18 protein-coding genes are annotated in these 17,084 nt (G+C 58.0%); 14 read left to right on the forward strand and 4 right to left on the reverse strand.

Going from position 1 to position 17,084, the window contains the following annotated elements; genetic code table 11:
- The first annotated feature begins 317 nt into the window (after positions 1-317).
- Entirely contained in the window at positions 318-1,133 is an 816-nt protein-coding gene (locus tag L3J03_09655) for an NAD(+)/NADH kinase (protein ID MCF6291242.1), read from the forward strand.
- Between the two features lie 183 nt (positions 1,134-1,316).
- On the opposite strand, the gene L3J03_09660 is transcribed toward L3J03_09655, so the two are convergent.
- Both L3J03_09660 and L3J03_09665 read right to left on the reverse strand, forming a co-directional pair.
- Positions 1,317-2,756 carry a sigma-54 dependent transcriptional regulator gene (locus L3J03_09660; GenBank protein ID MCF6291243.1) on the reverse strand — a complete coding sequence of 480 codons (1,440 nt, stop codon included), beginning with the start codon at positions 2,754-2,756 and terminating at the stop codon, positions 1,317-1,319.
- Positions 2,753-3,619, reverse strand: coding sequence for a PHP domain-containing protein (locus L3J03_09665; protein MCF6291244.1), 867 nt, complete (start codon positions 3,617-3,619; stop codon positions 2,753-2,755). Before L3J03_09665 ends, L3J03_09660 begins: the two co-directional genes overlap by 4 nt.
- Positions 3,620-3,937: 318 nt before the next feature.
- Between L3J03_09665 and L3J03_09670 the strand changes: the two genes are divergently transcribed.
- The 8 genes from L3J03_09670 (at position 3,938) to L3J03_09705 (ending at position 9,534) form a co-directional block, all read left to right on the forward strand.
- Positions 3,938-5,101, forward strand: coding sequence for a GGDEF domain-containing protein (locus tag L3J03_09670; protein MCF6291245.1), 1,164 nt, complete (start codon positions 3,938-3,940; stop codon positions 5,099-5,101).
- 4 nt (positions 5,102-5,105) lie between these two features.
- A complete protein-coding gene (locus L3J03_09675) occupies positions 5,106-5,810 on the forward strand; it encodes a YkgJ family cysteine cluster protein (protein ID MCF6291246.1) in 705 nt (234 codons plus the stop codon).
- Positions 5,811-5,867: 57 nt separating this feature from the next.
- Positions 5,868-6,284: an Rrf2 family transcriptional regulator gene (locus L3J03_09680; GenBank protein ID MCF6291247.1), complete on the forward strand. Its 417-nt coding sequence runs from the start codon at positions 5,868-5,870 to the stop codon at positions 6,282-6,284.
- Positions 6,285-6,454: 170 nt separating this feature from the next.
- Positions 6,455-6,667 (forward strand): sulfur carrier protein ThiS, encoded by a 213-nt coding sequence (gene thiS / locus L3J03_09685; protein ID MCF6291248.1) that lies wholly within the window; start codon positions 6,455-6,457, stop codon positions 6,665-6,667.
- Positions 6,667-7,899 carry a PLP-dependent transferase gene (locus L3J03_09690; protein ID MCF6291249.1) on the forward strand — a complete coding sequence of 411 codons (1,233 nt, stop codon included), beginning with the start codon at positions 6,667-6,669 and terminating at the stop codon, positions 7,897-7,899. The genes thiS and L3J03_09690 overlap by 1 nt, the downstream gene beginning before the upstream one ends.
- On the forward strand, positions 7,896-8,699 hold the full coding sequence (gene moeB / locus L3J03_09695; protein MCF6291250.1) for a molybdopterin-synthase adenylyltransferase MoeB: 804 nt from the start codon (positions 7,896-7,898) through the stop codon (positions 8,697-8,699). The genes L3J03_09690 and moeB overlap by 4 nt, the downstream gene beginning before the upstream one ends.
- 152 nt (positions 8,700-8,851) lie before the next feature.
- The gene (locus L3J03_09700) at positions 8,852-9,277 is read left to right on the forward strand and encodes a M67 family metallopeptidase (GenBank protein MCF6291251.1); all 426 of its coding nucleotides are present in this window, start codon (positions 8,852-8,854) and stop codon (positions 9,275-9,277) included.
- On the forward strand, positions 9,274-9,534 hold the full coding sequence (locus L3J03_09705) for a sulfurtransferase TusA family protein (GenBank protein ID MCF6291252.1): 261 nt from the start codon (positions 9,274-9,276) through the stop codon (positions 9,532-9,534). Before L3J03_09700 ends, L3J03_09705 begins: the two co-directional genes overlap by 4 nt.
- Before the next feature lie 199 nt (positions 9,535-9,733).
- Here the strand turns inward: L3J03_09705 and L3J03_09710 are convergent, their stop codons facing one another.
- Positions 9,734-10,312, reverse strand: coding sequence for a hypothetical protein (locus tag L3J03_09710; GenBank protein ID MCF6291253.1), 579 nt, complete (start codon positions 10,310-10,312; stop codon positions 9,734-9,736).
- A gap of 12 nt (positions 10,313-10,324) precedes the next feature.
- Positions 10,325-10,561 carry a sulfurtransferase TusA family protein gene (locus L3J03_09715; GenBank protein ID MCF6291254.1) on the reverse strand — a complete coding sequence of 79 codons (237 nt, stop codon included), beginning with the start codon at positions 10,559-10,561 and terminating at the stop codon, positions 10,325-10,327.
- Between the two features lie 465 nt (positions 10,562-11,026).
- Here L3J03_09715 and L3J03_09720 point away from each other — a divergent pair, with 465 nt between their 5' ends.
- The 5 genes from L3J03_09720 to L3J03_09740 all read left to right on the forward strand — a co-directional run bounded on the left by L3J03_09720 (position 11,027) and on the right by L3J03_09740 (position 16,660).
- A complete protein-coding gene (locus L3J03_09720; GenBank protein ID MCF6291255.1) occupies positions 11,027-12,730 on the forward strand; it encodes an ATP-binding protein in 1,704 nt (567 codons plus the stop codon).
- Positions 12,720-14,048, forward strand: coding sequence for a sigma-54 dependent transcriptional regulator (locus tag L3J03_09725; protein ID MCF6291256.1), 1,329 nt, complete (start codon positions 12,720-12,722; stop codon positions 14,046-14,048). The genes L3J03_09720 and L3J03_09725 overlap by 11 nt, the downstream gene beginning before the upstream one ends.
- Positions 14,049-14,296: 248 nt before the next feature.
- Positions 14,297-14,695: a type II secretion system GspH family protein gene (locus tag L3J03_09730; protein MCF6291257.1), complete on the forward strand. Its 399-nt coding sequence runs from the start codon at positions 14,297-14,299 to the stop codon at positions 14,693-14,695.
- 58 nt (positions 14,696-14,753) lie between these two features.
- Positions 14,754-15,245, forward strand: coding sequence for a prepilin-type N-terminal cleavage/methylation domain-containing protein (locus tag L3J03_09735; protein ID MCF6291258.1), 492 nt, complete (start codon positions 14,754-14,756; stop codon positions 15,243-15,245).
- A 20-nt stretch (positions 15,246-15,265) separates the two neighbouring features.
- On the forward strand, positions 15,266-16,660 hold the full coding sequence (locus tag L3J03_09740) for a hypothetical protein (protein ID MCF6291259.1): 1,395 nt from the start codon (positions 15,266-15,268) through the stop codon (positions 16,658-16,660).
- Positions 16,661-17,084 lie beyond the last annotated feature (424 nt).

The raw sequence follows: 17,084 nt of genomic DNA on the forward strand, positions 1-17,084 counted from the left end.
ATGAGCAATTTCGTTCAAGATCAAGGATCGCGAAAAAAATAACCGAAGTCATCTAAATGATATTACGAGGATTATTTTTTGAGCATGACGCCGAGATTGGGCGAAAGGGCCATTTCTGGATGGGCACTAGTTAAGCGAACAAAGAGAGACCCTGAAAAGTCTGGTTTCACCGCAGAGAGCGCAGAGGGCACAGAGCTAATTATTTTCAAATAATATGTCTTTCTTTGCGGCCTCTGCGTCCTCTGCGGTAAACATTCTAGTTTTTTACAAATGCATCTTACTTCGCCATCATCATTCTGTTTACGAGACCATCAAGGATGAAAATCAAAAAAGCGGGAATCATCATCAAAAGGGGCTCGCCGGAGCCGCGGCGCATCGGCAAGGAACTGGCGGAGTGGTTCGGCCAACGGGGAATCGCAACCGTGGCCGATGAGGTTACCCCGGACATGGACATCCTGGTCATCCTGGGCGGCGACGGGACCCTGCTCCACATCGCTGCCCAGGCCGGCCGGTTCAACATCCCGGTGGTGGGGATAAACCTGGGCGGCCTGGGGTTTCTCACCGAGGTGGCGGTGGACGAATACCAGCAGGTGCTTGACTCAATCCTGGCCGGGTCGGTCCGGATCGAACTGCGGACCATGCTCAAGGCCCGGCTCCGGAAAAAGGGGCTGCCGGCCGGCGACTTCCACTATGCCCTCAACGAGGTGGCGATCAGCAAGGACAACATCGAACAGATCGTTGAACTGAGTACCTGGGCGGACCGGGATTTTATTACCGCCTACAAGGCGGACGGACTCATCTTTTCCACCCCCACCGGCTCCACTGCCTACAACCTGTCGGCCGGCGGGCCGATTGTCCACCCGGACCTGCCCTGTCTGCTGGTCACCCCGATCTGTCCCTTCATGCTGGAGAGCCGGCCGGTGCTCCTGCCGGCCACGGTTACCCTGACCACCAGGCTGTCCGGCCCGGTCACCAATGTAAAGATCATCGTTGACGGCCGCTTTGCCGGCCAGATGGAAGAGGAGGATATCCTGGAGGTAACCACGGCCGAAAACCCGCTGCGGCTGATCAGCTCGCCCAATAAGAGCTATTTCGAGATCCTCAGGAATAAATTGAACTGGGGCGGGGGGTGACAGAGGCCGGAAGTCAGAAGACGGTGGACGGTGGACGGTGGACAGTAAAAAATAAAAAATTGTCTCCTGCTTGTCTGCCGGAGTTTTACGGGAAGGCAGGGCCTTTTTTTTCTAATATTCTAGTTTCCTACTGTCCACTGCCCACTGTTCTTGGTTCTTTTACTGTCCACTGTCCACCGTTTTTTACTGTCTTCTGTCCTCTGTCTTCTGACTTCCGGCCTCCGGCTTCTGTCTTCCGGATAGTCCATACTTCTTCATCTTGTACTGGAGCAGGCTTTTGGTGATTCCCAGTCTCTCCGCGGCCCGGGCCTGCACCGAATCGGCATCGGTCAGGGCCCGGCGCAGCATTTTCTCTTCAATACTGCTCAACGCCTCGGGCAGGGTGACGTCCGCCGGAACCAACTGCTCGAAATCAACCTCGGAAGCCCATACCCCCCCTTTTTTGCCCCGGCCGGAACCATCGATATCCGGCTGGACATCCTCCGGCTCGATCCGGTCGCCGGAGCAGAGAATAGCGGCCCGCTCAATGGTATTCTCCAGTTCGCGCACATTGCCCTCCCATGGCAAGGTGGTGAGAAGCCGCAGGGCTTCAGTGGAGATCTCCAGGGAGGGCCGGCCCAGGCTCTTGGCAAACTTGCCGACAAAATGACCGGCCAGCAGAGGAATATCGTCACGCCGCTCCCGAAGCGGCGGCAGGTGGATCTGAACCACGTTCAGCCGGTAATAGAGGTCGTCGCGGAACCTCCCCTTGTCCACCTCGTCCTTGATATCCTTGTTGGTGGCGGTCACCACCCGCACGTCCACCTTGATCGGCCTGGTCCCCCCTACCCGCTCAAAGGTCCGTTCCTGCAGGACCCGCAGCAATGTGGCCTGGAGGGTCAAGGGGATATCGCCGATCTCATCCAGAAAAAGGGTACCGGTGTCAGCCAGTTCGAACCGCCCCTTGCGCAACGAGGCGGCCCCGGTAAAGGCCCCCTTCTCATGGCCGAACAGCTCGCTCTCCAGCAGGGTTTCGGGCAGGGCCGCGCAGTTCACCGAGATAAAGGGGGCCTTTTCCCGGGTGCTGTTAAAATGGATCGCCCGGGCCACCAGCTCCTTGCCGGTCCCGGATTCGCCGGTGATCAGCACCGAGGCCGGGGTGGGCGCCACCTTTTCGATGAGCTGATATATCTGCCGCATCCGCTTGTTCTTGCCGATGATACTGGCGAACCCGTACCGGTCCCGGACCTCGTCCCGCAGCCGCCGGTTTTCCTTGAGCAGGGAATAATGCTCCACCGCCTTGCGGATATTCATCACCAGGTCGTCGTTGTTAAAGGGCTTGGTCAGATAGTTGAAGGCCCCGGCCCGCATGGCCACCACCGCCTTTTCCACCTCACCGAAGGCGGTGATCATGATCACCGGCAGATCACGGTTATACTCCTTGACCTCGGCAAGCAGTTCCAGGCCGTCCATGCCGGGCATCCGCATATCGGTAAGCACCAGGTCGATATCGTTTTCCTTGACCACCCGCAGCCCCTCGATACCGCTTTTGGCGGTGAACACCTCGAATCCTTCCTCCCGCAGGAGTTCGGACAGGACGATCAGGTAATTGGGCTCGTCATCAACAATAAGAATGGTATTCATTGAAATTCCTTGCCAACTGAGATCCTTCTTTTTTCCTTCATGATTTCATAGAGCTGATAGGGAACACGAAACACCGGGCCTGTCAAGCCGGGAAGTGCCCCCCGGCGATCCTCGCCGTGAAAATCGCTGCCCCCGGTAACAACCAGGTCCAACCCCTTGGCCATCTGCTTAAGCAACGAGGTGACCTTGGGGGAATGGCTCGGATAATAGGCCTCCACCCCGGCCAGGCCTTGATCCTTCAAGGCGGTGAGCAGTCCGGAGATGACTGCCGGGGAGGGATCGAGTTGGCCGGGATGGGCCAATACCGCCATGCCGCCGGCCCGCTGGATGACGGCAATGGCCTCGTTGGCCTCGAACCTGCTCCGTTCGACATAGGCCGCCGCGCCCCGGCGGAGATAGATGGCAAAGGCCTGGTTGACATCCTTGACAACCCCCTTTGCCACCAGCAGCCGGGCTATATGCGGCCGGCCGATCTGACCGTCCGCCGCGGCTTGCCGGAGTTCCTCCATCCTGACCGCGATTCCCAGCCGGTTGAGCCTGGCCACGATCCGCTGGTTACGCTCTTGCCGGGCCGCCTGGATCCCTTGCAGGCGTTGCCGCAACCCGATATCATCCGGTTGCGGCCAATAACCGAGGAGATGAATGGGTGTGGGGCCGTGCCGAACGCTCAGTTCCACTCCCGGAACCACCTCAATGCCCTTTTTCCGGCCCCGGGCCAGGGCCGCCGCCACCCCGGCCATGGTATCATGGTCGGTCAGGGCCATCACCTTCAATCCCGAGGTCGCGGCCCAGTCAACAACCGCCGCCGGACTCATGGTGCCGTCCGAACAGGAGGAATGGGTATGTAAGTCAATATATTCCATGGCTTTTGCTCCAGCAAAACAGTATAGCCCGCCCCTGAGACGGAAATCCATCGGAAAGCCGACCCCTGGCGAATTTCTTTTTTCCTCGGGCCAAGACAAACAAAAAAATAGCAATATAGCCGAAAATATGGTACCAGCATTGACGCGTAATCCCGGAGACGGAGAACACTCTCCACTGACCAGCATGGCCGGACCAAATTGGCCGGCCACGACAAAACGATAAAAGGCATCACTCCGGCAAGACTTTCATAATAAACCATCCACCTGCACGGCGGGCCATAAAAACCGGCCGGCCGGGTCATCCGAGGAAGCCCTGCAATGCTGCCTGACACCCTTTCCGTTCTGGAGACCCTGAGCCTGATCTATGAAGACCTTGACCTCAACAATGTCGAGGAAAAATTCATCGACCTGGTTGACGAGGCATTCGACTTTGACCGGGTTGCCCTGTTCTTTGTCAAACATAAGAAAAACATACTCCAGGGCAAGCTGGGCAAGGGTTTTGATCCCAAGGCAATCGCTGACATCGCCTTTCCCCTGGACACGGGCAGTCTTCTCTCTTCGCCGCTGGCCAACGGCTTTCCGGTGCTGGCCGAGGAAAAGGACCGGAACGATCCCCTGGTCACCCGGCTGGGGATCAATAACTATGTCCTGATACCGGTGGTCAACAAAAAAAGGGTCGTCTGCTGGGAGATCAAGAACTGCACCCGGACAGACTGCCCGGTATACGGCAAAAGGTGGACGCGCTGCTGGCTGGTCGCTGACACGAAATGCTGCAACGGCGACGTAAGGCCGGAAGACAAGCCGGCAATCTGCGCCAACTGCCGGATATTCACCGACCAGGACATGGAGACCATGGAGGGGGTCCTGCTGGTTGACAACTCCATTTCCCGGGAACCGATCCGCCGGGAGGCAATCACCGCCCTGTCGATCATCGCCCATGCCGTGGGCCGGGCGATCAACAACTCCAAACTCTACACCAAAACCCTGAACGAGGCGATCAAGGATTCCCTGACCGGGATCCATAACCGCCGCTATTTTGACGAGCGGTTCCTGGATGAAATCGACCGGGCCAAGCGGTACAACGAGTCCCTGAGCCTGGTGATCTGCGACATCGACCGGTTCAAACAGGTTAATGACAACTACGGCCACCAGGTGGGTGACATGGTCCTGACCCAACTGGCCGACATTCTGAAAAAAAACCGCCGCAAAAGCGATGTGGTCGCCCGGTACGGGGGCGATGAGTTCGCCATGCTGCTGTTGAACACCGACAAGGACGAGGCCGTGTCGGTTGCCGAAAAGCTGCGCCTGGATATCGAAGAGGCCGGTTTCAAGGCCTATGACGCTGACCTGAAGATCACCATCAGCTTCGGGGTGGCATCCTTTGGCGAACAAAGCGACACCTTCAACAGCCTGATGTCCAGGGCGGATAAATTCCTCTATGCGGCCAAGTCCCAAGGCAGAAACCGGGTCTGCTCAGTGTAATCAGATGTCCCTTGCCATGGACCATTGCCGCCGCTGCGGCACCTGCTGCCGCAAGGGCGGACCGGCCCTGCACCGGCAAGATCTTGAAATTGTCCGCTCCGGCCGCCTGGAGTACCGCCACCTGCTCACCATCCGCAAGGGCGAGTGGGCCTATTCTCCGCTGACCGGACAGGTGGAGCCCACCACCCATGAGTTGGTCAAGACCGCCAACCAGGCCAACGAATGGGCCTGCTCGTTTTATGACGAGCCGAACCGGGGCTGCACCATTTACGACCATCGGCCGCTTGAATGCCGGCTGCTCAAGTGCTGGGCGCCGGAGGAACTGGTGGCGGTAATCGGCCGCCACACCCTTGCCCGGACCGATATCATCTCCCCGGACAATCCCCTGCTTGGTCTCGTGCTTTACCACGAGCGGGAATGTCCGGCCACCAGCCTGGCCCGCCTGGTCCCGGAGAACAGCAGACAGGCCGCTGACCAGGACAAACTGGCTGAACTGACCGCACTGGTCCGGAAAGACCTGGCCATTCGTCGTAAAGCGATCCAATATTTGGGGCCGGCCGGGAACGAGGAGCTTTTTTTCCTCGGCCGGCCGCTGTTTATCGTTCTCAGGGCCCACGGGCTCGTGGTCCATGAACAAGACGGCGTTCTTCAACTGGGCTGGCGCCCGGCCGGCCACAACGAAACAGTGAAAGACATCGCTCCGGCATGACGAGTACCGCGCTTCGCGGCTGCTTTCATATTAACTTTTTCTTATACTGCTCTTGCCATGCTTTCAATCAGCTCCAAAAGCCGGTACGGCCTCAAGGCCCTGCTGGCCCTGGCGGAATCGTTCGACCAGGGTCTGTTGCCGATCAAGGAGATCGCCGCCCGGCAGGATATACCCCGCCAGTACCTTGAACAGATCTTCAACCAGCTGGGCAAGGCGGACATCATCAGGAGTACGCGCGGCAAGCGGGGCGGTTATCAACTGGCCCGGCCGCCGGGGGAGATCATGGTCTCGGAAATCATCGTTCTCCTTGAGGGCGGAATTGAATTCGCCTCCAGGACCGATGATCCCACCGATGTGATCAACGTCCTCCTGAAACAGATGCAGGAAAAGCTGCTGGAGGTCCTTGAACTCAGTCTTGCCGACCTCCTTTCCCAACTACAGGCGAGCCGGAACGTGCCCTTCTACACGATCTGATTTTACAGTGACAAATCACTGCCGCACCCGGCTCGTGCCTGGTTTCTGCTTTGCCCGGCCGGATTATTTTCTTGACATTTTTTCAGGATCTGCTACATAACCATAGTATGTTGATCAGTTTAATCATGTTTACCCGCGAAAAAAACACTCCACCGAACAAGGAGGACCTGATGAAGATCACGATAAACGGCGAAAAACAGGAAGTTGAAGGTAGTGTCCGATCCATTGCCGAGCTGTTGGCCTTTAACAAGGTCGAGTCACCGGACATGGTTTCGGTCCAGCTCAACGGTAAAATTGTCGACCGGTCCCAGTATGAAACCGTGTTGATCTCTGAAAACGATGAGATCGATTTTCTCTATTTCATGGGCGGAGGCGCGGCCTGATGAAAGGCTTTGCCACCCGGGCCATTCACGGGCCCCGGCTGCACAAGGATCCCTACGGCGCCCTGCGGATGCCGGTGTATGACAACGTCGCCTTTGAGCATGATGACGCCCGCTCGATCCAACTCACCTTTGAGGGCAAAAAGCCGGCCCATGCCTATTCACGGATCTCCAACCCCACGGTGGAGGAGCTTGAACAGCGGCTGCAGCTCCTCTCCGGCGGCCTGGCGGTACTGGCGGTCTCGTCCGGCATGGCCGCGATCAGCAACACCATCCTGGCCCTGGCCGAGGCAGGCTCAAACATCGTCACCACCAGATACCTGTTCGGCAACACCCTGTCGCTTCTTGAAAAGACCATGCGACCCTGGGGGCTGGAGGTCAGGTATGTATCCATGCTCGATCCCGGGGCAATCGATGCGGCAATCGACGCAAACACCCGGGCCCTGTTCCTGGAGAGCATCACCAACCCCCAGCTCGAGGTTGCCGACTGCAACGAGATCAGCGCCATAACCAGGAAACACGGGGTGCCCCTGGTCCTGGACAACACCCTGACGACCCCCTACCTGTTCAACAGCCGCCGGGCCGGGGTGGATATCGAGCTGCTGTCAAGCACCAAGTACATCTCCGGCGGGGCCACCTCGCTGGGCGGACTGATCATTGATAACGGCACCTTTGACTGGAGCCGGTCCCCGCGCCTGGCGGACCGGGTAAAGACCATGGGGCCGATGGCCTTTATCGGCTCCCTGCGCCGGGAAATCTTTCGCAATGTCGGCGCCTGCCTGTCACCCCATAACGCCTATCTCCAGACCCTGGGCCTGGAGACCCTGGGCCTGCGGATCGACAAAAGCTGCGCCAATGCCCGGATCCTGGCCGAATATCTTGAAGCACATCCCAAGGTCACAACGGTCAACTATCCCGGCCTGCCGGGTTCTCCCGGTCACCAGACGGCCCGCCGCCAGTTTGCCAACGGCCACGGCGGCCTGCTCACCTTTGATCTCAAGGACCGGGATGCCTGCTTCTCCCTTATCAACAGCCTGCGGATCATCAGGCGGGCCACCAATGTCAATGACAACAAAACACTCATCCTCCACCCTGCGTCCACCATTTTCGCGGAGTATTCAGACCGGGAAAAACTGGCCATGGGGGTGCGGCCGACCATGATCCGCCTGTCCGCGGGCATTGAGGATCACCAGGATCTACTGGATGAACTGGAACAGGGGCTTGAATCGCTATGATTGACTTTACCACTGAACAACTGGAACGCTACAGCCGCCATATCCTGCTGCAGGATGTGGGGGTCGAAGGCCAGATCAAACTGCTTGAGGCAAAGGTGCTTATCATCGGCGCCGGCGGGCTCGGCGCCCCGGTGGCCCTCTATCTCGCCGCCGCCGGGGTGGGCACCATCGGCATCCTTGACAACGACCATGTCGAGATCTCCAATCTCCAGCGCCAGATCGTTCATTTCACCCGGGACATCAATAAAAAAAAGGTGGACTCGGCCCGGGAGAAAATGGAGGCGGTCAATACCGACATCAGGGTCAGGACCTACCAGGAGTGGCTGCGGGCCGACAACATCCGCGAGATCATCCGGGGCTATGACTTCGTTGTTGACGGCACTGACAATTTCCCCACCAAGTTCCTGGTCAACGACGCCTGCGTCATGGAAGGGATCCCCTTTTCCCACGGCGGCATCCTCCGCTTCGACGGCCAGACGATAACCGTGCTCCCTGGGCAAAGTTCATGCTATCGCTGCTCCTTTCGGCAGCCGCCGCCCCTGGACGCGGTACCCACCTGTTCCCAGGCCGGGGTGCTTGGCGCGGTCGCCGGCATGCTCGGCACCATCCAGGCGGCCGAGACCCTGAAGTTCATCACCGGGGTCGGGCAACTGCTCACCGACACCCTGCTCTGTTTTGATGCCAAGAGCATGGATTTCAGAAAGATCCGGCTGCGCAGGCAGAAGGACTGTCCGGTATGCGGCGAGAACCCGACCATAACCACGCTGGTTGACGCGGAACAGGCAATCTGCAACCTGTAGGGTTTAAAAGTAATGCTGATGCATTCGTAAAAATCAGAAAGTTTACCGTAGAGGTCGGTAGAGGTCGCAAAGAAAAATTTATTATTTAAACTGTTTAACTCTGTGCCCTCCGCGCTCTCCGCGGTTAATTCAGACTTTTTTCAGGACCATCAATGCTCAGGATCAGTGAAGAGGTGTTCAGGGCGATGATCGCCCATGCGGAACAGGAACTGCCCGCTGAGGCGTGCGGATACCTGGCCGGGGCCAACGGCCTGGTCAGCAACCATTACCAGATGACCAACCTGGACAGGTCGGCCGAACATTTCACCATGGCGCCCGGGGAACAGTTCGCCGCGGTAGGGGACATGCGCGCACGCGGCCTCAAGCTCCGGGCCGTGTATCACAGCCATCCGGAGACCCCGGCCCGGCCGTCCCTTGAGGACATCCGTCTGGCCCATGACCCGGATATCAGTTATGTGATCGTCTCCCTGGCCGCGGACGAACCGGTGATCAGGTCGTTTCTGATCCGCAGGGGCGAGGTGACTCCCGAGCCCATTGAGATTATGGTTTCTTTAAAAAGGAAAAGGATGAAAAAATGACAACCAAGACAGAAGCAGACGCATTCAAGAGCTGCCGGGGCATCGGCTGCCCGATGAACATGGTCTACGCCAAGGTGGAGCTTGCCCGGCTGCGGCCCGGCCAGGTGCTTGAGCTGATCCTGGACAACGGTCCGCCGATAAACAATGTTCCCGGATCGGTGATCAAGGAAGGCCACACCATCCTCGAACAGAAACAGCTTGGGGACGGAACCTGGCAGGTGCTGATCAAAAAGGGCCAGGGAGGAAAGGAAAGGTAAGCGTCACAGGCACCGCATCTTCATACGATCATTCCTGTCCGCATGGAGGGGGGGTAGGGGAATATAGGCGAACAGTCGCGCTTATACGAACCTGCGGCACCTGTGACCGCTTACAAGGGAAGGGCCGTAAAAAGCGGGGCCGCGCTGCAAACAACGGCCCCGCTCAAATCAATCTGCTACGGCTTGTTTGAATTTTTTCTTATTGGGCCAGGTCACGCTGATACATCAGCTTATGATCCATGCCATAGGTCCAGGGCAGCCCATCAAGCCGCCATCCCGCCACCCGGCGCTTACCGTAGAAACGGCTGCTCTTGTCTTTGACCTTATCGCCCTCAAAGCCGGCCAGGATGTTAAACACCTTGTCTTGCTTGAAACCGGCCTCCACCGCGGCGGTGGAGGCGGCAATGGTCCTGGCCGCGCTCCGGCACATCAGCAACAGGGTATCGGTCTCCGGGTTGAACCGGGCCAGCAGATCGTCTTTAAAGTTCTTGTTCAAGACCTTGCCATACCCCTTTTTCCCGACCTTGCCGGTGTAGAACTTCCAGGGAATATTGTAGGCCCCGACCGGATGGCCGATATCCTGGTACTCATAGCGGGTCCTGACATCCACCAGAAAGGTATGCCCGGGATCCTTCTGCAGCATCGCATAGGCCTGCTTGGGTGTCACGTCACCGCCCAGGTGCTTGCCCTTGACCGGATACTTGGGCTGGGCAAAAGCCAATGCGACACTACCCAGCACCATAACCATAACCAATGTTAATAAATGAACTTTTTTCATCTTCACCCCCTGTTATTTTTTAATGATAAAATGGAGCAAACCCTGCTCCCTCCGGGTCTCGATCAACGTACCGCCGACCTCTCTACAGAGTCTCGGGATCGTCTCCCTGGTACTGTTGTCATTACAAACCACCTCGAGCAACTCCCCCTCCCCCATTTCCTTCAGGGCCTTCCTGGCAACAAACATCGGCCGGGGACAAAGGAGCCCGCAGACATCAACAACCCTGTCGATCCTGTTTGTCCCGGCCATTCCGCTGCCCCTGCTACGGTTCTTGTTCGGAATCGATCCTGCTGGACATTGTTGCCGGCCCAACGCTATGTCATGCTTAATGCAAGGGGGATGCCAGACTGAACAGGAAACAAGATACCGGGAGAAAAAAACAGGACCCGGCAGCGGGAAAACCGCTCCCCCGGGACGATGGCACCCGGTGGGACCGTGCCGGCAATGATCCTGGACAAGACGCGTTCCAGCCGTCAGCCCCGGCGGTTGTGCCGTTTGGCACACTCCTGGGCCGCCGGCTGTCCCGAACGGGACAACATCCGGCTGCGATCAAGACGGCGCAACCGATCAGGACGGGCGAAAAAAACAGGCCCCCCGGGCAACCGCCAACAGGGGAAGAAGTGAATTCAGATCGAATATGGTATATATGAACCGGTACCGGACATTACCGGTCCGGCGCACTGATAACGAAACCTCATCCAGGACAAAAGGCTGATGACTTGGCAAGAAATGCCGGCCGGGAAACATCTCATGTTGTCGTATCATACCGGTGAAGAGTTCCTTATCGCGCTGATCTGCTTTATTATCGCCTGCCGGGCCTTTTCCACTTCAAAAACCAGCGCCCCGCAGATCAGCCCGGAAAAAAGCAGCCGGATCTTCCTGGTCGGGGCCGGATTCACAATCCTGGGGTGCAGCAGCGCCATCCATGCCCTGATCCATGCCGTTCACCTGGACCAGAACCTGCTCTACCAGACCCTGGTGGGATATTGCTTCGGACTGTTTATCATTATCCTCGCCATCTCGGTTGAGAATCCCGGCAAGAAAAAAATATTGCCGCTGCTCTACATTCCCCTGCTCGCCCTGCTCCATCCCGGAATATATGAAAGGTTCCCGGTGTTCGGCGAATTCCGGCCCCTGGTCTGGATCATGGTGGCCTATCTCTCCGGGGTTGCCTGCATGCTCTACATCGGCACCTTCTACCGGATGAGGAGCCGACGCTTCCTTGTCTCGGCGGCCGGCCACCTGATCATCTGCATGGGCGCCATCTTCCTGTTTTTTCCCGCGCCCATCGGTTCCAGCATCTGGCTGCACGGCCACATAATGCGGCCGGTGGGCTTTCTCGTCCTGCTGTTCAGCATGAGCCGGCGGGAACTCCTTAAAATGGAGGGTTCCCTGCTCTACCGGGCCCTGGCGTCCTTTTCCTTTCTGGCCGCCATCCCCCTGCTCAGCTTCGGGACCTTTGTTTTCTATGACAACATCTCGCCGATTACCATCATCGGCCGCCGGCTGATGATCTTTCTCCTGCTCCTGATCACCCTGATCTCGGCCCTCTTTTTCGGGCTGGGGATGATCATCAGGCTGATCCGGCCGATCCTGCAGCTGAAAAAATCGGTGAACGACCTGGCCGGGGCCGGCCTGAGCACCCGGATCCCGGTCCACAGCAGCGATGAAATCGGCGAGCTTTCCGGGGCCTTCAACGACATGCTGACCAGGCTCGGCAACGCCATAAACGAACAGGAGAGGATGTGCCGGCTGGCCGCCACCGGGGAACTGGCCGCCACCCTGGCCCATGAAATAAAGAACCCGCTCAACGCCATCGGCGGGGCGGCGACCTATATTGAAAAAAACGTCAAGGGCAGCCACACCAGGGAGTTTGTTGCCGTTATTGCCAGCGAGGTCTCCCGGATCAACAAGTTGACCACCACCCTGCTCAGTTTTGCCCGGCCGGTCACCCCGGACCTGAAGCCCACCGATCTCAACCGGATTGTCGAGGAGTCCCTGGCCCTGCTCAAGGAGGAATCATCGGACCGGCGGGTTTCACTCCAGGCCGACCTTGCGGCGGATGCGCCCCTGGTTGACTGCGACCGCAACCAGATCAAGCAGGTGCTGTTGAACCTTATTCTCAATGGTTTTGATTCAGTGGGCGTCAATGGCCGGGTGCGGGTGAAAACCCGGCGGAGGAACAGCGGGGTTTGTCTTATTGTCGAAGACAACGGCTGCGGCATCCCAGAGGATATCATCGCCGATATCTTCAACCCGTTCTTCACCACCAAGACCCGCGGCACCGGGCTCGGCCTGGCAATTTCCAAAAAAATCGTCCAGGAACACGGCGGCGACCTGACCGTATCGAGTACCCCGGGTGAGGGCAGCATCTTCACCCTTGTCTTTCAAGAAAGGAACCGGATTGATGCCACATGACATTCTTATTGTCGATGACGAGATAAACTCCCTCAAGGTCCTGGCCGCGGCCCTGAAGAGCAGCGAGGTCCGGGCCGACACCGCCCGGTCCGGCGAGGAGGCCCTGGACCTGCTCAAGCAAAAAAAATACGACCTGATCATCTCTGACTTCAAGATGGGCGGGATGAGCGGCGAGCGGTTGCTGGAGAAAACCAAGACCATCTTCCCGGAGATGCCGTTTATTCTCCTCACCGCCTACGGGACCATTGAACTGGCGGTAAACGCCATGCGCAAGGGCGCCTACACCTATCTTACCAAGCCGGTCGATCTGAACCTCCTTGAGTCCATGGTCAATGACATCCTCCAGCACCGGGCCCCCTTTACGGATGACACGGTGCCGGGCGCATATCAATTCCTGAACATCATCGGCAAGGCTCCGGCGATGCAGGAGATCTTCTCGTTGATCCGCCGGGTCGGCAAGACCGACGCCAACATCCTTATTCTCGGCGAATCAGGCACGGGCAAGGAACTGGTCGCCCGGGCAATCCATTATTCATCCCTGCGGGCCGACAAGCCGTTCTTTCCCATCGACTGCACCACCATCCCGCCGGAACTGATGGAGAGCGAATTGTTCGGCTATGAAAAAGGCGCTTTCACCGGGGCGAGCGAGCGCAAGCTGGGACTGATCGAACTGGCCCGGGGCGGGACCACCTTTTTTGATGAAATCGGTGATCTCGACTTTGCCCTGCAGAAGAAACTGCTGCGCTTTCTGCAGGAAAAGGAGATCCGGCGGATCGGTGGCAAGGACAGGGTGCGGGCCGATGTAAGGGTACTCTCCGCCACCAACAGCAATATTGATGAAGCAGTTGCCAATGATGATTTCCGGGCGGACCTTTACTACCGGTTGAATGTAATAACCATCCATGTCCCTCCCCTGCGGGACCGGGCCGAGGATATCCCCCTGCTGGCCCAACATTACCTGGACCATTTCCGCAGGAAAAACAAAAAGGCCATCCGGGAGATCGACCCGGAGGTAATAAAAATATTCCGGAATTATGACTGGCCGGGCAATGTACGCGAGCTTGAAAACGTCATGGAGCGGGCGGTGATCCTCTGCCCCTACGACACGATCAATCCCGAATGTCTGCCCGGCAAGATGAAATTACAACAAAACTGGGAGGTTCCGGAAATCAGGGAATACAATCTGCCGGAAATAGAAGAACGGACCATTGTCAAGGCCCTTGAAAAAACAGCCTGGAACCAGTCCAGGGCCGCGCAACTGCTGGGAATCAGCCGCAAACGGTTGCGCACCAAGATGAAGAACCTCGGCCTGCTCTGACCGCAACCATGGCGGACAGTGTAACCGTTCACCAGGGGCTACAGATTTACGGAAACCACCGGCCGGTTTCGATAGGCCCGCGACGAAGAAGCAAAAAACCATCCCTCGAACCAGGGGCAGACCCCTTGTTACGGAAAACCCTCGACAGTCACACCTGTAATCTGTTAAAAAATAAAGAACAACCCCTGGGCGCCACAGCCGCGAAACTCCTCAACACCAGCGCGCAACCCGGACACAGGTTCTACCAGATGGGTTCAAAGATTGACGGAAAAAGGGGCTTCACCCTGCTGGAATTCATTGTGGTCCTGCTGGTCGGCGGAATTATGACCGCCATGGTGTTCCCCTATTTCGGCAAGACCATGTCCGAAAGTTCGACCCCGATCTTCCAGGTCCAGAACACCTTTGGTCTTGCCGGGGTCCTGGAAAACGTCACTGCCGAATACAACAGCTCCGACAAATCATCGACCGCCCTCGCCAGCCTGCAAAACAAGATCAACAACGGTTCGTTCAATCAGGGTGATTTCAGCGTAACGGCGGAGTTCATCACCGTGGACAGCAGCAACGGCAACGAGCCCCTTACCCTGAAGGTGACGGCTGCCGACCAGGTAAGCAACGAGCAGTTGTGGGTGCTTTTCACCGAACAATAAGTCTCCTTCCCCTGCCGGTCGAGTGCAGGCCGGCCAACATCACCAAGGTGTTCCGGAGATGCGACGTGACCGCAAAAACCAGCAGGGCTTCAGCCTGGTCGAGATCATCGTTGTCCTGATCATGACCGGCATCCTGGCGGTTATGGCGGGCCGGATGGTGGCCCCTTCGATAAAAGGGTATCTCCTTGCCCGGGACAATACGGCAACCGCGCAAAAGGGCCGGTTGGCAATGGCCCGGCTGGTCAAGGAGTTGAGCGGACTCAGCTCGGTGGGTTCCGCCTCGGCAAACGCCATCACCTTCTCCTCCTACAAAAACGAGATTCTCGGCAATCATGCCATCGCTCTGTCCGGGACCGAGGTGACCCTGGACAAGGATATCCTGGTCGACCGGGTGGATGACTTCAGCCTGGCCTACTACGATACCTTTGACGGCACCCCGTATACCAACTGGTCTGATTCCCGGCGAATCATCCGGATAACGCTCGGCTTGCAGGGGGCCGACAATATCGTTTCAGTGTTCACCACCCGGATCGTGCCCAGAAATATTTAAACAAAAGAAGGTACAAGCCCATGAAAAACAAGCGCCCGTTCCTTCCAACCGACCAGCGCGGCTCACTGCTCATCGTCCTGATCGTCACCATGTCGATCATGGCAGTGGCCGGGGCGGCCATGCTCAGCCTGGTCGCCAGTTCCACCTATTCCGAACTGGCGGCCGGCCGCCAGGCCGCGGCCTACTACCTGGCCGAGTCCGGGGGCCGCTACGCCATCCCCCAGATCATGCGCGACCGGGACCAGGCCAAGGCCGACCTGGACGGCCACACCTACGTCCCGGCCGATAATCATCAGTTCACCCTGGAGATCGACACCTCTGCGGCTGACTATACCTATCTCACCGCCACCGGCACGGTGAACCCCGGCGGCTGGACCGAGGCCCAGGCCCGGATAACCTTCCGGATACCGACCCCGCCCCCTGCTCAGGAGATAACCTCTACCTTTGGGGCAAACATCCGGGGATTTATCTACGCGCCCTATAGCAACCTCAACTTTGTGCAGGACTCCGTTAACACCGGGACCTTTGTCGGCGACCGGATCGATATCAGAAACAGCACTGAAATCTACGGCCTCGGCACCCCTTCGGGCAGCCATTCGGGCGGCTGCCAAGGGGGCGGCGGCCAGTCTGGGGGCGGCCACCAGGGAGGCTGTCATCCAGGGGGCGGCCATCCGGGGGGCGGCCATCCGGGCTGCCATCCGGGCAACGACCAGCCTGATTACGTCATCTTTGCCGGCAGCACCGACGACAATGCCATCACCCTGCAGGGCGCCCCGACCATAACCGGCGAGATCGGCACCAACGGCACGGTCGCGGGCACCACCGACTATATAAACGTCACGGATAAAGACCCCGATAAACACGTGGGCCTGACCCTGCCGCCGCCGCCGGACCCGCCCGTCTACGACCCGCCGAACAAGATAATCGATCTCTCCAACGTCCGGCTCGCCGACTCGCCGGTGGAGATCACCGCCGGGTCGTACAACTGCAGAAACGACAAGATAAACATAAATGCCGGGGCCACCGTGAACATCAGCGGCAAGGCAGTCCTTGTCTGCGACTCCCTTTTTCTGGCAAGTTCGGCAAAACTGAACGTCTCCGACCAGCTGATCCTGGTTGTCTCAGGGGCAACCATTGGCGGCGACCTCGAGATCACCGGTGATGTCACCATGATAGTGGACACCCTGACGGTCAGCGACGCTGTAATCAATATTAGCAACAGCGGTTCCTTGACCGTGTTTACCAAGGATGCGGTCAACTTTGAAAATTGCGAGGTCAACTTTAAGAGTTGCCAGGGTAAACACTGCAAGGGCAAATATTGCAAGGGCCACACCGCGCCGGAGCTGTTCACCCTGTACGGAACCAGCATCCCGCCCCAGGCCGGGCCGGTGATCCAGTACTTTCCGGACCAGTAGATTCCAGGCGACCAGGAAAAGCGGCAATGGAATCTCCTTCCGGCCCTGTTCCGCAAAACCGCTGTCGCGGAAAATAAAAGAACAATGGCCACGGCCAGGTTTTTCGTTTATTATTAGACAGCTATCCTCCACCAGGGACGATATTACAGTAAGGTTTCGGTAAACCCCGTACGTTTGAGGTTGGACCGGGAAAGGGGTTTTCTTATACCGAACGGTGTAGCGGACCCTGAGCCGCAGCCGTGACGGCAAAAACGGAATTTGAAACAACTTCGGCAGGATATGCTTATGGGTTCCGAATCGCCGCCGCGGCGAAGCGAGTTCCTGCTTGATAGCCTGTTTATGAACAGCCGGCCCTTCTCAATGGAGCGGCCGTTGGTAGAAGAAAACCCCTTTCCCGACAGGAGGGGGTTTACTGAATGTTTAC

Source organism: Desulfobacterales bacterium (assembly GCA_021647905.1).
Lineage (GTDB): Bacteria > Desulfobacterota > Desulfobulbia > Desulfobulbales > BM004 > JAKITW01.

Coding starts and splice junctions, on each gene's coding strand:
- L3J03_09700 (MCF6291251.1), top strand. CDS start 8,852: ATGCTCAGGATCAGTGAAGAGGTGTTCAGGGCGATGATCGCCCATGCG.
- L3J03_09675 (MCF6291246.1), top strand. CDS start 5,106: ATGTCCCTTGCCATGGACCATTGCCGCCGCTGCGGCACCTGCTGCCGC.
- L3J03_09660 (MCF6291243.1), bottom strand. CDS start 2,756: ATGAATACCATTCTTATTGTTGATGACGAGCCCAATTACCTGATCGTC.
- L3J03_09655 (MCF6291242.1), top strand. CDS start 318: ATGAAAATCAAAAAAGCGGGAATCATCATCAAAAGGGGCTCGCCGGAG.
- L3J03_09705 (MCF6291252.1), top strand. CDS start 9,274: ATGACAACCAAGACAGAAGCAGACGCATTCAAGAGCTGCCGGGGCATC.
- L3J03_09725 (MCF6291256.1), top strand. CDS start 12,720: ATGCCACATGACATTCTTATTGTCGATGACGAGATAAACTCCCTCAAG.
- L3J03_09715 (MCF6291254.1), bottom strand. CDS start 10,561: ATGGCCGGGACAAACAGGATCGACAGGGTTGTTGATGTCTGCGGGCTC.
- L3J03_09720 (MCF6291255.1), top strand. CDS start 11,027: ATGACTTGGCAAGAAATGCCGGCCGGGAAACATCTCATGTTGTCGTAT.
- L3J03_09680 (MCF6291247.1), top strand. CDS start 5,868: ATGCTTTCAATCAGCTCCAAAAGCCGGTACGGCCTCAAGGCCCTGCTG.
- moeB (MCF6291250.1), top strand. CDS start 7,896: ATGATTGACTTTACCACTGAACAACTGGAACGCTACAGCCGCCATATC.
- L3J03_09665 (MCF6291244.1), bottom strand. CDS start 3,619: ATGGAATATATTGACTTACATACCCATTCCTCCTGTTCGGACGGCACC.
- L3J03_09710 (MCF6291253.1), bottom strand. CDS start 10,312: ATGAAAAAAGTTCATTTATTAACATTGGTTATGGTTATGGTGCTGGGT.
- L3J03_09740 (MCF6291259.1), top strand. CDS start 15,266: ATGAAAAACAAGCGCCCGTTCCTTCCAACCGACCAGCGCGGCTCACTG.
- L3J03_09690 (MCF6291249.1), top strand. CDS start 6,667: ATGAAAGGCTTTGCCACCCGGGCCATTCACGGGCCCCGGCTGCACAAG.
- L3J03_09670 (MCF6291245.1), top strand. CDS start 3,938: ATGCTGCCTGACACCCTTTCCGTTCTGGAGACCCTGAGCCTGATCTAT.
- thiS (MCF6291248.1), top strand. CDS start 6,455: ATGAAGATCACGATAAACGGCGAAAAACAGGAAGTTGAAGGTAGTGTC.
- L3J03_09735 (MCF6291258.1), top strand. CDS start 14,754: ATGCGACGTGACCGCAAAAACCAGCAGGGCTTCAGCCTGGTCGAGATC.
- L3J03_09730 (MCF6291257.1), top strand. CDS start 14,297: ATGGGTTCAAAGATTGACGGAAAAAGGGGCTTCACCCTGCTGGAATTC.